Consider the following 14,703-nt stretch of genomic DNA (forward strand, 5'->3'; position numbering starts at 1 on the left):
GCATGTGTTAGGCCTGCCGCCAGCGTTCAATCTGAGCCATGATCAAACTCTTCAATTTAAAGTTTTGTTCGGCTCAATGAATACTGAACATTACATAAAGTAATGTTTGAATTGACTGTGCTGAATCTTTCGATTCAATGGTCACTTCGTTTCATTGAAACCTAATTTGATACCGAAGTATCGAATTGGATTATCATCAACGAGTGCCCACACAGATTGATAGGTTCTTATTTTTAAAGAGCTTTTCTAACATTTTCAGCAACTTAGTTGCTCGTCGTTAGGGGTGCGTATCTTACTTCACACCGTGAGAGAGTCAAGCATTTTTTTCAAATTTCTTTTCTCTCAATTCCGACTCGCTGTGTGACTTTCGTCTCACTCCGTGTCGGTGGATGCGCAGTATAGGGAGTTGAGAAATTAGTACAAGCGTTTTTTGCAAAAGAACTTTCAACCGAACAAATAACAAGCATTCTGCATAGATGCTCAACGATCTTGTCTAATATTTCGGGTTGTAGAGGATCTTTTCATGAAGAAACACCTGACTTCCGCATTAAAAGATCGCCGATTTCTTGGTAATTTCGGTTGCTGATCTTATCTCTCTTGGTTCTTTTTTCCCTTTCTACCTATATAAAGATGAAAAAAAGAGCAGAACGATGACGAACTGCTCTTTGGTCTTTGCTTTTTACTTGGGGTACTTCAGGTGAAGTCTTGGAAATTACTTCTTCTATATAGAAGAAAAGAGCAGAGCATCCTTGCCCTTCTCTTTTACGACAGATTAGCTAGGGGTATATCTAAATGTCGTGGTTGTTCGATGACACATTGAGCTCGTAAGAGTGGAGCATGCTTGCATTCCCAATGGCGTCATCTTCGAGAGGAACTTAGTTCTTCAATACTTTTACGGTGTAGCTACCATCTTTTTGTTGGTACAGGCCGTGGATGTCGGTTTCGAAACCTGGGTAATGCGCACCGATCTCACAAAGCATCTCTAGGAAGTCCAGCACTGGGCGAGACTCTTGAGTCACCATTTCACCAGGAAGTACTAGTGGCACACCTGGAGGGTAAGGAAGGATCATGTTCGCACTTACGCGACCAACCATTTCTTCCAGTTTGATTTCTTCTACGTTACCGCGAAGCTCTTCTTGCCATGCTGCGTGTGGTGTTACTTTCATTTCTGGAAGTACATCGAACGCTTTGTACATTAGCTCTGGTAGGTTGTATTTCTTAGTTAGGTCATGAATTGCTTGCGCTAGTTCTTGAACGCGCATGCCTTCATAGAAGGTTGGGTCTTCGTTGTATAGCGAAGGTAGGAAGCTCTTGATGGTTAGGTTCAAGTCGTAGCCACGTTTAAATTCAGTTAGACCGCGTAGCAATTGCATTGCTTTTGATTTGTCGATACCGATTGAGAATAGGAACAACAAGTTGTATGGACCTGTTTTCTCTACCACGATGCCGCGCTCGTCTAGGAATTTAGCCACCAGCGAAGCAGGAATACCTGATTCTTCTAGTTCGCCTTCTTTATTCATCCCAGGAGTCAGTAGCGTTACTTTAATTGGGTCAAGATACATGTGGTTGTCATCCATGTTCTTGAAGCCGTGCCATGTATCGCTAGGGTCTAGTTTCCAACATTCTGTGGTATCGATGTTTTCTGGTTGCCATACATCGAAGAACCAGCTGTCACTTTCTGCTTCTAGGCGTTTGATCTCTTTACGGAAGCGAATTGCGCGATCGATAGAGTCTTGCATCAACTTCTTACCTGTGTTGCCGCGCATCATTGCCGCTGCAGTTTCAGTAGAAGCAACAATGCCGTACTGAGGTGAAGTTGAAGTGTGCATCATGAATGCTTCGTTGAAAGACTCTTTATCAAAGTCACCTTTCACGTGAATCATTGAAGCTTGTGAGAACGCTGCCAACAGTTTGTGTGTTGATTGTGTCTCGTAGAACACTTTGCCTGGCATCGCTTCACCACTCATACCACATTTACCTTCGTAAATTGGGTTGAAGTTAGTGTAAGGCACCCAAGCACTGTCGAAGTGGATGTGTTTGCAATCTAGTGACTCTTTGATGAATTGTGTGTTGTACAACAAGCCATCGTAAGTTGAGTTAGTCACTACTGCGTAACTTGGCGCTGTTGCACCTGGTGTTTTCGCCACTTTCTCAGCAATTACATCGCGGCTGAATTCGCTTTGTGGAATACCACCAAGGATGCCGTATGCGTTACGAGTTGGGCGGAAGTAGATTGGTGTTACGTCGCTCATCATCATTAGGTGAGTCAGAGATTTGTGACAGTTACGGTCAATCAGTACTGTGCTACCCGCAGGCGCTGAGTACATACCAACGATTTTGTTCGATGTAGACGTACCGTTAGTTACGATGTAAGAACTGTCTGCATTGAAGGTACGTGCGATGTATTCTTCTGCATCTTTATGTGGACCTGAGTGGTCTAGTAGAGAACCTAGCTCAGGCATTGAGATTGATACGTCCGCTTTGAATGTGTTTGGACCGTAAAAATCGTAGAAGATGCTACCAGCAGGACTTTTCTGGAATGCAGTACCACCCATGTGACCTGGAGTACAGAAGGTGTATTTACCTTCTTCTACGTATTTGAATAGCGCTTTAGTGAATGGAGGCATGATGGCATCTTTGTATGCCTCTGTCGCTTGGTTGATTTTGATAGCGATGTCGTCAGCCATACCTAAAGCGTACTCGAAGAAGCTCACGTTTAGACGTAGGTCTGTTAGTGAAATATCGAGAGTAGACTGTTCGTTAGCAAATGCGTGAACAGGCAGTTTTTCGTTGATCTGGCTAATACGTTCACATAGCTCTAGTGAGTATTTATCCCAGTCGAACAGCACACCGCAAATGCGTGGGTTCATCTCAATCATTTTGATCAAGTCTTTATCATCTACTGGGTAAACCACTTCGTAGCCCGCTTTCTCAAGAGCAGCGTGAAGTTGACGAACTGGCTCTTCTTTAAAGAACACACCCATGTGGTTCAAGATAGCGAAAATATTCATTTGGACATCTCCAAGGCGAATGAAGGCGCTCTCTGCCATTTACAGGCAGTGAGTAAGGTGAGCGCCGAGTGAATTTGTTTTTTATTGGCTGACACCGAAGTGCCAGCGTTTGGGGATTAGTTGCTTGCTTGAGCAGGCATGTCGTCAGCGTGTAGCTTCATGTACTGAGCTAAGCCGGCTTTTTTGCTGTAGAACATCAAGATAACGAGAGACACGATGAAGGTTGCTGTTAGCGTACCGCCTTCTGCACCAGCAAGGGCAATGAAGCAGAACAGACAAGCTACACCAGAGAACAGCATTACGAAGCCGTTACGTGTTGTCATACCTTCGAAGCGAATCAAGTTAATGCTTGAGTAGAAGTAAGGCAGCATAGTTAGTAGAACTGCATCAGTCGTTAGCTGGTTGAACAGGTCTGATGCGTGTGCTGTTTTAGAGCTGAAGAACATCAGTACAACCATTAATGCTGTCATCTTGATTGACGCAAGGATTAGACCTTTCTTAGGCACACCGTTTTTGTCAGTTTCGCCGTAGATTTTAGGGAAGTTGCCATCGCTTGCTGCACGTTTACCAGCTTCGCCCACCAGCATCATCCAAGAACCTAGCGAAGTAAAACATGCTAGTGCAGTGAATGCTGATACGAATGGTGCAGTCCAGCTACCGAATAGCTCAGTGGTTGCTAGTGCAAATGGCGCACCTGATGCCGCAACTTCAGAAGCAGGGAACATGCCGCTGATCATTTGAGTTGATAGGATGTAAATCACACCTGCGATACCAGTACCCAGCATAGTTGCTAGCGGTACAGTACGTTTAGGGTTTTCTACCATACCTGTCGATACTGCAGCTGATTCCACACCAACGAATGACCATAGACAGATAAGAACCGCAGTCACAATCGCATGGCTATCAGTACCCGCAGATACGTTCCAGTTTTGGCTGTATAGCGCAGTGTCGAAGTGCGTCCAACCAAATAGAGCGGTACCAACAACTGGAATTAGGATTAGAACAAGACCAAGCGTACATAGACGGCTTACCCAGCTACCACCAAGTAGGTTGACGAAAGTGAAGATCCATACCGATGCAATCGTCGCAATACCTGCCGGGATTGGGTCATTAAGCACAGGGAAGAATACTGAAAGGTAAGAAACACCTGTAATAGCAATAGCTAGGTTACCAATCCAGTTCGCGTGGTAATAAAGCACGCCCGTTTGGAAACCAAAGACTGGGGAAACTTCGCCCGCATAAGCGATAGGACCACCTTCTTGAGGGTTTTTGGTTGCCAGACGAGCGTAAACAAACGCAAGGCTCAGTGCACCGATCAAACAGATCAGCCAGCTGAAAATTGAAACAGAGCCTACTGAAGCTAGGCTAGAAGGTAACAGTGCAATACCACTACCCATCATGTTACCGGCGACTACACCCGTACAGGCAATTAGGCCGATTTTTTTCGTATTCGATGACATAACATCTCCAAATCTATTCTACTCAAGTCAACGTGACTCAAACTGAACGGTTATTAGCGAGATGCTATGAAGTAGATACCTGCTCGACCTCGCTAAATTTCGAAGTGAAGACTACGCCCAAAAATCGGGAAAAAAATAAACTTGGCGTTATCAATAAAATGATTAGTTAATCAACATCAAGTTGAGATAAACATGATAAACACAAAAATATAAAACCATATTATTCATGAGGTTATAAGAAAAACATCAAACCTTCTACCGATAGATAAACTCTCATCAACTCGTCGGTAATCGCGATAAAAGTTATCAACCTCTATCAACTTCCCCATCCCGAAGGGTTAATTCCCTGAACTGTTGATTCCATAAATCTCTCCCTGATCGCGCTTTTTGACCCACATCAATATTCATCTCGCCTGCAAGAAAGCATCAGAATCATTCTCGCCACATAACTCAGCCAGACACTCCATACAATCAATAGAGATAGAGATAGAGATAGAGATAGAGATAGAGATAGAGATAGAGATAGAGATAGAGATAGAGAAGCAAACCGGATATGTTTTCCCGTTGCAAGCTTGCGTTGTTAGCTCCTTCGTACGTCATTGCCCCACCCTTTTCACTTTTCGACAGCGACAAAAAAGCCCCTCACCGAAATGAGGGGCTAGTATTTGAGTCCGAGAGAATTAAAGCATTCGAACGACAGAAGGGTGAACAGCGCGATACATGGCGTAATCAATCGCCTTCATGTTACTTGGGAAGACCAAGTTTTCGCACAGCAGGTACGTCTCAACCGACGTATCAATATAGAAAGCTTCACTGTAAGACTCACTGGCCAAATCCAGATCACCATCCAATTCAGCATGCTTACCACGAATCACATAAGACAGCACCGAATCTCGTAACCTCAATGCTTGCCCAAGATGCTGCTTGGCTGAAGCCATGTCACCAGCGATGGTTTCGTGTAGGGCCAAAGCTTCATAAATTCGAGGTTGAATTGGCCCAACCATCATTTTCACGTTGGTTTCCAGCGCATCGCTGAGTTGTTGCACTCGCCCTTTCTTTAGTTCGAGAGACGAATCAAGCACTTTCTGCACGTGGTAAGCAATCAGTAATTCAGCTTGAACATAAGCATTATCTGGCTCGATTTCTAAAATATTTTCCATCAAATCGATGCCTTGGCGAAACTGCTTAGCATCAGAGACATTAAGATAATGGTTAGCTTGAACAAACAATTCCAAGGCATCGGGATTCATGGGCATTCCCGCCACCAGCATCGTAGATTTTAATTTGGCATCCGGCACTTTCAGCACTTGCATCAAGTCCAACGATGCTTGTTGAAGCACGGTCTTTAAATGGCTACTGGTTAACGCGTATTGACGACTAAACAACACCTTTTCAGATGAGTTATTGCGATATTCCACCTCTAAAAAGCTGCCACCGTCATTCTCACGAACTCGTACCACAACGGATTTACCAGGCACAATGCCAGAAGTAAACGACGCCTTCTTTAGCATGACTCGGTAATCACTGACTTGAGCAATGTCAGACATCAACTTTTGGGCAAACCCGTCTGCCAAGTCATAGCTTAACCCTTCGCTCGTGAAGTTATCTTGAAACTTGAATTCGATAAGGTGAGTATCGATGGCTTGGGTAATACGCACTTCCGATTGCTTGTAGGTAAACACGCCCATCACCACGACCAAAACACTGATCCAGATGAAGTTCATCAGTCCCAAGCGCCACGGGCTGATTTTATTTTTTTTCTGAGGGGGCTTTTTCTCTTTCGACATCTCGCAGACCGCACGAGTCAGAGGGCCGGCAGGAAAAGTAACGGCAGGTGCGATAGGCAAAGTCTCTTCTTCTGGTTCTTCAACCAAAGGCGCGCTCTCTTCCTCTTCACTTTGGCGACTTGCGACAAACTCTTCATGCGTCATCGGAGTCACGTTCGCTACCAGCTTGTAGCCACGTTTCGGCACTGTAATGACGTAACTGGTATTTTCTTCCCGACCGTCACGCAGCAATTTACGCAACTCAAAAATGGACTGAGTCACCACTTGATCGGTCACAATCGCCCCAGCCCAAACGTACTGGATCAATTCCTCGCGATTGAACACCTCATTTGCATGCTCAGCTAAGAAGTGCAAAAGATTAATTAAGCGCGGCTCAACAGTAACTTCCCTATCTTGTCGATACAGCTTATTTTCATCAACGCTTAAAACCCAGTCATTGATTTGAAAATAGACTCCAACCATGTATGAAAACTCTCGTATCTACCAGACAGCTATCGCTGTAGGAATGATGGAACTTCACATTCGCACAGTCGACCAAAAGCGAGATTATAGGTGGGAAAACGGCGTGCACCTAGAAAAGCAAGCCGCCAAAAATGCAAACTTAAGTTAAGTGATGCAAAAATGAGACTACTCAAGTGCTGCAAGAATAGAACAATGACTGGCATCATCGTTTGTATGGCCACAGCACGCATCATTAATCTTCTTCAAAGCACGGCGAATTTTCGTCAGTTCATTAATCTTCTCGTCGATCAGCTCTAACTTGGCAGAAGTAATGGCTTTTACCTCTGCACAACTGTGTTCTGTCGCCTCTAACTTAATTTCTAATAGATCTTTTATCTCATCCAAGCTCAACCCTAGCTCTTTCGCTTTTAAGATGAAGCGCACCTGCTTTTGATTCTCTTCATTATAAAGTCGGTAGCCTGATTCGCTTCGCCCTGCGGGTTTTATCAACGCATTTTTCTCATAAAAACGCAGTGTATCTGAAGTCACACCACAGCGTTTTGCCAACTCACCTATCTGAAACATAACTTTCCTTATTAACTATCTCGTTACTTTTAAAGCTAAAGAACGACTTTTTTGCAATTATTTTTGAGATGCCAAACGATTGCGCGAGCTTTTTTGTAATAAATTGGTTAGAATACGCGCCATCAAATGTGGAGACTGTTTTCTAAACATGAAAACACCTGCAAAGGTCTTTACCAAAACTGGCCAATATTTTACCCCAAGAGGTAAAAACAAGTTCATTTTTGGCAAACATCTTTAACTCCGTGAATTTGAGGAAAATGGAAGCATGAATAACGCTCGTCCTATTCGCCGTGCGCTTATCAGCGTATCAGACAAAACAGGTATTGTTGAGTTTGCGCAAGCTCTTGCTGAGCGCGGTGTCGATATCCTATCTACTGGTGGTACAGCACGCCTACTTGCCGAACAAGGCATCGCAGTAACAGAAGTCTCTGACTACACAGGTTTCCCAGAAATGATGGACGGCCGCGTTAAAACGCTTCACCCGAAAGTTCACGGTGGTGTGCTGGGTCGTCGTGGTCAAGATGACGACGTGATGGCAAAACATGGCATCAACCCAATCGACATGGTCGTTGTTAACCTATACCCATTTGCAGAAACCGTTGCAAAAGATGGCTGTACGCTGGCTGACGCAGTAGAGAACATCGATATTGGCGGTCCTACCATGGTTCGCTCAGCAGCGAAGAACCACAAAGACGTAACTATCGTTGTCAACGCTTCAGACTACGACCGCGTAATTGCAGAGATGGACGCAAACGACAAGTCCCTAACTCTAGAGACGCGCTTCGACCTTGCTATTGCAGCATTCGAGCATACTGCGGCTTACGATGGCATGATCGCAAACTACTTCGGCACCATGGTTCCATCTTACGGTGAGAACAAAGAAGGCGATGAAGAGAGTAAATTCCCTCGCACCTTCAACCAACAATTCGAGAAGAAACAAGACATGCGCTACGGTGAGAACAGCCACCAAGCGGCTGCTTTCTACGTCGAAGCCAACCCACAAGAAGCGTCTGTTTCTACTGCTCGCCAAATCCAAGGTAAAGCCCTTTCTTACAACAACATCGCAGACACGGACGCCGCACTTGAATGTGTGAAAGAGTTTAATGAGCCAGCATGTGTAATCGTAAAACACGCCAACCCATGTGGCGTCGCGCTAGGTAAAGACATCCTAGAAGCATACAACCGCGCTTACCAAACAGACCCAACATCAGCGTTCGGCGGCATCATCGCATTCAACCAAGAGCTAGATGCTGAAACAGCAACCGCTATTGTTGAGCGTCAATTCGTTGAAGTAATCATTGCTCCTTCTGTTTCTGCTGAAGCGATTGAAGTCGTTGCGGCGAAGAAGAACGTACGTCTACTAGAGTGTGGCGAGTGGTCAACGAAGACAACGGGCTTTGACGTGAAACGCGTCAACGGTGGTCTACTGGTTCAAGATCGCGACCAAGGCATGGTAAGCCTAGACGACCTTAAAGTGGTTTCTAAGCGTCAACCGACAGAAGAAGAGCTGAAAGATGCGCTGTTCTGCTGGAAAGTAGCGAAATACGTGAAATCTAACGCAATCGTTTACGCGAAAGGCGACATGACTATCGGTGTGGGCGCAGGCCAAATGAGCCGCGTTTACTCAGCGAAAATTGCCGGCATCAAAGCCGCAGATGAAGGCTTAGAAGTTGCCGGTAGCGTAATGGCATCTGACGCTTTCTTCCCATTCCGCGACGGTATCGATGCCGCAGCAGAAGCGGGCATTAAGTGCGTGATTCAGCCAGGTGGCTCTATGCGTGATGACGAAGTTATCGCAGCAGCAGATGAGCACGGCATGGCGATGATCTTCACGGGTATGCGTCACTTCCGCCACTAATTTCCTCATCGTATTTGGCACTGTGGCGTCGTTAACTGCTTTTGCCCACCCCAGTTACGTAGCTGGCTATGTTTCCAGGATGGGCTCAATTGTTGCCTAGCCACATCATCAACTACTTTGAGTAAACAGTATTTATAAGATTAAGGATTTTCATATGCGAGTTTTAATCATTGGTTCAGGCGGTCGTGAACATGCGCTAGGCTGGAAAGCAGCGCAAAACCCAAATGTTGAGACTATTTTCATTGCTCCAGGTAACGCAGGTACGGCACTAGAGCCAAAACTAGAGAACGTAAACATCGATGTAGAAGACATCGCTGGCCTTGTTGCTTTCGCTAAAGAGAAAGCAATTGAACTGACTATCGTTGGCCCAGAAGCACCATTGGTTATTGGTGTGGTTGATGCGTTCCGCGAAGCGGGCTTACCAATCTTTGGCCCTACCCAAGCCGCAGCGCAGCTTGAAGGATCTAAAGCGTTTACTAAAGACTTCCTTGCTCGTCACCAAATCCCAACCGGTGCTTACGCAAACTTCACAGAAATTGAACCAGCGCTTGCTTACGTGCGTGAGCAAGGTGCACCAATCGTGGTGAAAGCAGACGGTCTTGCTGCTGGTAAAGGCGTAATCGTTGCGATGACGCTAGAAGAAGCCGAGGACGCAATCAAAGACATGCTAGCGGGCAACGCATTTGGCGATGCAGGCAGCCGCGTAGTTATCGAAGAGTTCTTAGATGGTGAAGAAGCAAGCTTCATCGTAATGGTCGATGGTGAGAACATTCTGCCAATGGCCACCAGCCAAGACCACAAACGTGTCGGTGATAAAGACACGGGCCCGAACACCGGGGGCATGGGCGCTTACTCTCCAGCTCCTGTGGTCACACCCGAAATTCACAATCGCATCATGGAAGAAGTCATTTACCCAACGGTACGTGGCATGGCATCTGAAGGGAACCCATACACAGGTTTCCTATACGCGGGTTTGATGATCGACAAAGATGGCACTCCGAAAGTGATCGAGTACAACTGCCGCTTCGGTGATCCAGAGACACAACCAATCATGATGCGTATGGAATCGGATCTTGTAGATCTATGCTTAGCAGCAATCGACGAGAAGCTTGATCAAGTGGAATCTAAATGGGATCCACGCGCATCTATTGGTATCGTGCTAGCAGCCGGTGGCTACCCAGCAGCGTACAACAAAGGTGACGTGATCTCTGGCTTGCCTCAAGTTGAAATTGAAGGCGAGAAAGTCTTCCACGCGGGTACAGACAATCAAGATGGCGACATTGTGACAAATGGTGGTCGCGTATTGTGTGCAACTGCATTGGGCAACAGCGTATCTGAAGCACAACAACGCGCATACGAGCTAGCAAAACAGATCAGTTGGGATGGCATGTTCCATCGTAATGACATCGGCTACCGTGCTATCGCTCGCGAGCAAGAAAAATAATAACAACTTCAGTTGGCTAAAAAGACAAAAGGCGCATTCAGCGCCTTTTTTATTGATCTTTCGCATCCAGCGTAAAAACGTAGAAGCTTTACTCAGAGATAAACTTTGGTCGTGATACACAATCAAAGTCGTCATCATTGAGCATCAAGAGGCTGTCTACCACCACTTCATTACGAGATTCTTTACCAACAAAGGCAATGTAGCTATCGACCGATGATAAACGGTCGACGACAAATTTCGGCAGGGTTTGGTTGAACTCTAGCGTCGAGAACTCTTTCCCTTTGCAGGTTTCAAATGCTTGACCATTCCAATGGCCTTGTACGAGGTTCTGCCCGTTGCGAGACTGCTCTTTGATGGCAACAACGACATCATTAGCTTCGGCTTTGTATCGATCAAGTTGCTCGCGCTGCAGCGGCAAGACTTTGCGATTTACGCGATATTGCTGATAAATCGCTTCACCATCTTTATTAAAGCGGATGTGGATTTGAAAAGGCACCAGTCTTTGCTTGGCATCGATTTGCTCACCTTTTCGAATCAACTCACGCAACTCGCCTTCATCCCAACGGTAATCACTTTTATACCAGCCATGATCACCCATCGTGACGTAATCTGCCGCGGTACTGACTCGAGTTAATCGCTCAGTCATCCAATACAAACTACTGGTGTCACCTGCGGTTTTTCCGCCAGAAAAGTGGGTAAATTGTTCTAGATTAGGCGTTTCAACAGAAGAACAGCCAATAAGAGAAAGGCTAGATAGGAGGAGTGAAGTGAGTAGATGTTTTTTCATGAAATTGCACCGAGGCAGGATACCTCGGTGCATTCTAACTTAGTTTACTGATTCTTTCAGCGCTTTACCTGCTACGAATGCAGGTACGTTAGCTGCTGCGATTTGAATCTCGTCACCAGTCTTAGGGTTGCGACCAGTACGTGCAGCGCGGTGGTTTACTTTGAATGTACCAAAACCAATTAGTTGAACTTGGTCACCCTCTTTAAGTGCACCAGTTACACCTTCAAGAGTCGCTTCAAGAGCAGCTTTAGCTTGTGCTTTTGATAGGTCTGCTTTCTCTGCGATAAAGTCGATTAATTGGGTCTTGTTCATTAGGTTTCCCTTCTCATATGTTATCGAATTCGTCTCACTCTAAAGCATAAATGCCCCATCTGGCAAAGGTTTGTAAGCGATCTTTCGATTTTCTGACGTACTTTTAGCCATAATATGAGTAATAACTCACAATTTGTTACCACATGCGGTCTGAAAGCCCTTGCTTTCCTACGTATTTGGACCAATTAATAAGGCACTTTTGCGGTTATAATCACTGCAAATAACAACTATCAGACTACTTTCAAGGGCAACTATGCTGCTGTTATCCATTTATATCTCTATTGCTATCGGCATTTCGTTTATCTGTTCGGTACTGGAGGCGGTACTACTGAGTATCAGTCCGAGCTACATTGCGCAGCTCAATCAACAGGGGCATCCTGCTGCTGAGCAGCTATCTAAACTCAAGTCCGACATCGACCGCCCATTAGCGTCGATTCTGACTCTAAACACTATTGCTCACACTATCGGTGCAGCAACAGCAGGTGCACAGGCGGCCGTCGTATTCGGCAGCGAAGCACTTGGCATCTTCTCAGCTGTGCTGACACTGGCGATCTTGGTTCTCTCTGAAATCGTACCGAAGACCATCGGTGCAACGTACTGGCGTCAGCTTGCACCAGCAGCGGCGGTATCGCTACGTTGGATGGTATGGGCACTAACGCCATTTGTATGGTTTTCAGAGCAAATCACCAAGCGTTTGGCTCGTAACCACGAAGCACCAAAAATGCGTGATGAACTTTCTGCGATGGCAATTTTGGCACGCGAAAGTGGTGAATTTGCAGAAGGCGAATCTAAAATCTTAAGCAACCTGCTAGGGATTCAAGATGTGCCTGTCACACAAGTCATGACACCTCGCCCTGTTGTCTTCCGCGTTGACGCAACGATGACCATTAATGAGTTTCTGGACAAACACAAAGACACACCGTTCTCACGTCCGCTGGTATACAGCGAGCAGAAAGACAACATCATCGGCTTTGTGCATCGTCTAGAACTGTTTAAGATGCAGCAATCAGGCAGTGGTCAGAAACAACTCGGTGCGGTCATGCGTCCAATCCAAGTGGTTCTGAACAATACAGCGCTACCAAAAGTATTCGATCAAATGATGACGCACCGCCTACAACTGGCACTTGTGGTCGACGAATACGGCACCGTTCTTGGCCTTGTCACACTTGAAGACATCTTTGAGCACTTAGTTGGTGAAGAAATCATCGACGAAGCCGACAAGAGCACCGACATGCAAGAACTGGCCTACCAACGCTGGGAAAGCTGGAAAGAAATGCACGGTGTAATCGAAAGCCGCGATGACGACGAAGAAGAGTTAGAAAAACAAAACGTTGAGCCAGAAACACAAGAGCCAACAAAACCAGACTCAAAAGAATCGTAACCACGTTTCCAACAAAAAAGGCATCCCACGGGATGCCTTTTTCATATTCGCTTTCGCATTACAGTGCGATGCCGATGTTGCTCACGGCTTCTTCGCGTAGTTCTTCACGCAAGTCTTTGATCAAGTTGATATCACGTTCCGTTGCTTCACGCAGCGGACGGAAGATTGCCCACTGGACATCCCACTCTTCGCATACGGCTTCATTTTCTTTTTGATTGTCGTTTGTGATTGGCTCACTGCCCTGTGCTTGCTCTAAATCAGCAACGGTTTGTACCGACTGTTGGCTCACTTTAAGCATTGAATCGAAAAGGTAGTCGCGATCCAACAGACCATGCAATAGAGTAGACAATGCCTGACACGCATCCATCGCTGGGTATACACCGTAAAAATCATACTCGTCGGCACTTGGGAACAATTCTTCGAGCTTCTCTAGTTGACGCTCGAAATTCACTTTCGCGTTCTTAACGGTCAGAATTTCCCATACACTATCAAGAATCGCTCGGTAAGCACGCGGTTCAGCAAATTCTGTGTTCTCACAAAACATCGCATAGTTTGGATACATGCGTTCACACAGACACGCCATAAAGGTAATTTGTTGCCAAGGTTCTAGTTTTTCTAAACGAACCTGAAGAGGATTCTTAAGCATAGTCACTCAATCATTGAAGAAAAAAACAGCGAAAGTGTACTTGATTCATCACAGGGAAAAAAGTTAATGCCGCATCCAAATCAGATTTTCCTGCTCTCAGAGCATCATGACACCTACGAAACGTTATTGGCGGAGAAAAATCTACCCGACCTGAACATTACGGACAAGCCGCAAGAGGCACACATTGTTCTTGCCGATCCTCCTTTACTCTCACAAAGATTAGACGAATTTTCACAACTTGAGTGGGTACAATCTACCTATGCGGGCGTAAATGCGCTCATTACCCCAGAATTTCGCCAAGACTATACGCTAACGAATGTGCGTGGCGTGTTTGGTCCGCTAATCGCAGAGTACGTCCTCGGATATTGCATCAGCCACTATCGTCATTTTATGCACTACCACCAGCAACAACAAAACAAGCAGTGGCAACCGCATCTCTACACATCACTGCAAAGCAAAACCATGGTGATTCTCGGTACGGGTAGCATTGGGAAATGCCTAGCACAAACGGCCCAGGCGATGGGGATTAACACGATTGGTATTAATCGCACAGGAATTCCAACAGCCAATGATGAATTTGCACAAACCTTCCACATCAATGAACTAGCAAATGCTTTAAGAAAGGCAGATATTGTCGTTAATACGTTGCCGAGCACACCTAATACTCGTGCCTTGCTCAACCGTGAAACACTTCAACATCTCAACCAAGCTTTATTATTCAATGTAGGTAGAGGAGATGTGTTGGATGAAGCCAGCTTGTTGCTCGCCATAAAGAATCGTTGGGTAGGACACGCTTTCTTGGACGTGTTTGAGCAAGAACCACTGCCACCAGCGCATCCGTTTTGGAAGTTACCGCAAGTGACCATCACGCCACACATTGCCGCATTGAGCTTTCCTGAACAGGTGGTCGACATTTTTGCCGACAATTACCGACTTTGGCGCGATGGTTTCTCATTAAACAATCAAGTGGATTTCGAGAAAGGGTATTAAA

Annotated in this window: 11 protein-coding genes; 4 read left to right on the forward strand and 7 right to left on the reverse strand. The window is 45.7% G+C overall.

Translation table 11 applies throughout. The features are described 5' to 3' along the window. Positions 1-875 precede the first annotated feature (875 nt). From UF05_RS13100 to zntR, 4 genes are all read right to left on the reverse strand, one after another. Positions 876-3,011 carry a lysine decarboxylase CadA gene (locus tag UF05_RS13100; protein ID WP_031853776.1) on the reverse strand — a complete coding sequence of 712 codons (2,136 nt, stop codon included), beginning with the start codon at positions 3,009-3,011 and terminating at the stop codon, positions 876-878. A 116-nt stretch (positions 3,012-3,127) separates the two neighbouring features. Next, on the reverse strand, positions 3,128-4,471 hold the full coding sequence (gene cadB / locus UF05_RS13105; protein ID WP_005383654.1) for a cadaverine/lysine antiporter: 1,344 nt from the start codon (positions 4,469-4,471) through the stop codon (positions 3,128-3,130). A gap of 680 nt (positions 4,472-5,151) precedes the next feature. Next, entirely contained in the window at positions 5,152-6,720 is a 1,569-nt protein-coding gene (gene cadC / locus UF05_RS13110; protein WP_020904507.1) for a lysine decarboxylation/transport transcriptional activator CadC, read from the reverse strand. Positions 6,721-6,885: 165 nt separating this feature from the next. Continuing rightward, positions 6,886-7,284 (reverse strand): Zn(2+)-responsive transcriptional regulator, encoded by a 399-nt coding sequence (gene zntR / locus UF05_RS13115; RefSeq protein WP_005456436.1) that lies wholly within the window; start codon positions 7,282-7,284, stop codon positions 6,886-6,888. Positions 7,285-7,549: 265 nt separating this feature from the next. Between zntR and purH the strand changes: the two genes are divergently transcribed. Then, positions 7,550-9,142: a bifunctional phosphoribosylaminoimidazolecarboxamide formyltransferase/IMP cyclohydrolase gene (gene purH, locus UF05_RS13120; RefSeq protein WP_025518470.1), complete on the forward strand. Its 1,593-nt coding sequence runs from the start codon at positions 7,550-7,552 to the stop codon at positions 9,140-9,142. 154 nt (positions 9,143-9,296) lie between these two features. After that, entirely contained in the window at positions 9,297-10,586 is a 1,290-nt protein-coding gene (gene purD / locus UF05_RS13125) for a phosphoribosylamine--glycine ligase (RefSeq protein ID WP_045544900.1), read from the forward strand. Between the two features lie 88 nt (positions 10,587-10,674). Here the strand turns inward: purD and UF05_RS13130 are convergent, their stop codons facing one another. Together UF05_RS13130 and hupA are read right to left on the reverse strand one after the other, a co-directional pair. After that, positions 10,675-11,373 carry a DUF1481 domain-containing protein gene (locus UF05_RS13130; RefSeq protein ID WP_045544901.1) on the reverse strand — a complete coding sequence of 233 codons (699 nt, stop codon included), beginning with the start codon at positions 11,371-11,373 and terminating at the stop codon, positions 10,675-10,677. A gap of 39 nt (positions 11,374-11,412) precedes the next feature. Continuing rightward, positions 11,413-11,685: a nucleoid-associated protein HU-alpha gene (hupA, locus tag UF05_RS13135; RefSeq protein ID WP_005433627.1), complete on the reverse strand. Its 273-nt coding sequence runs from the start codon at positions 11,683-11,685 to the stop codon at positions 11,413-11,415. A gap of 253 nt (positions 11,686-11,938) precedes the next feature. Between hupA and UF05_RS13140 the strand changes: the two genes are divergently transcribed. Further along, on the forward strand, positions 11,939-13,066 hold the full coding sequence (locus UF05_RS13140; RefSeq protein WP_045544902.1) for a CNNM domain-containing protein: 1,128 nt from the start codon (positions 11,939-11,941) through the stop codon (positions 13,064-13,066). A gap of 58 nt (positions 13,067-13,124) precedes the next feature. On the opposite strand, the gene UF05_RS13145 is transcribed toward UF05_RS13140, so the two are convergent. After that, positions 13,125-13,712 carry a YjaG family protein gene (locus tag UF05_RS13145; RefSeq protein ID WP_005456454.1) on the reverse strand — a complete coding sequence of 196 codons (588 nt, stop codon included), beginning with the start codon at positions 13,710-13,712 and terminating at the stop codon, positions 13,125-13,127. Between the two features lie 66 nt (positions 13,713-13,778). Here UF05_RS13145 and UF05_RS13150 point away from each other — a divergent pair, with 66 nt between their 5' ends. Next, positions 13,779-14,702 carry a D-2-hydroxyacid dehydrogenase gene (locus tag UF05_RS13150; RefSeq protein ID WP_045544903.1) on the forward strand — a complete coding sequence of 308 codons (924 nt, stop codon included), beginning with the start codon at positions 13,779-13,781 and terminating at the stop codon, positions 14,700-14,702. Position 14,703: the final 1 nt, after the last annotated feature.

The sequence above is a fragment of the Vibrio sp. S457-15 genome (assembly GCF_000960545.1).
In the GTDB taxonomy this organism is placed as follows: domain Bacteria; phylum Pseudomonadota; class Gammaproteobacteria; order Enterobacterales; family Vibrionaceae; genus Vibrio; species Vibrio parahaemolyticus.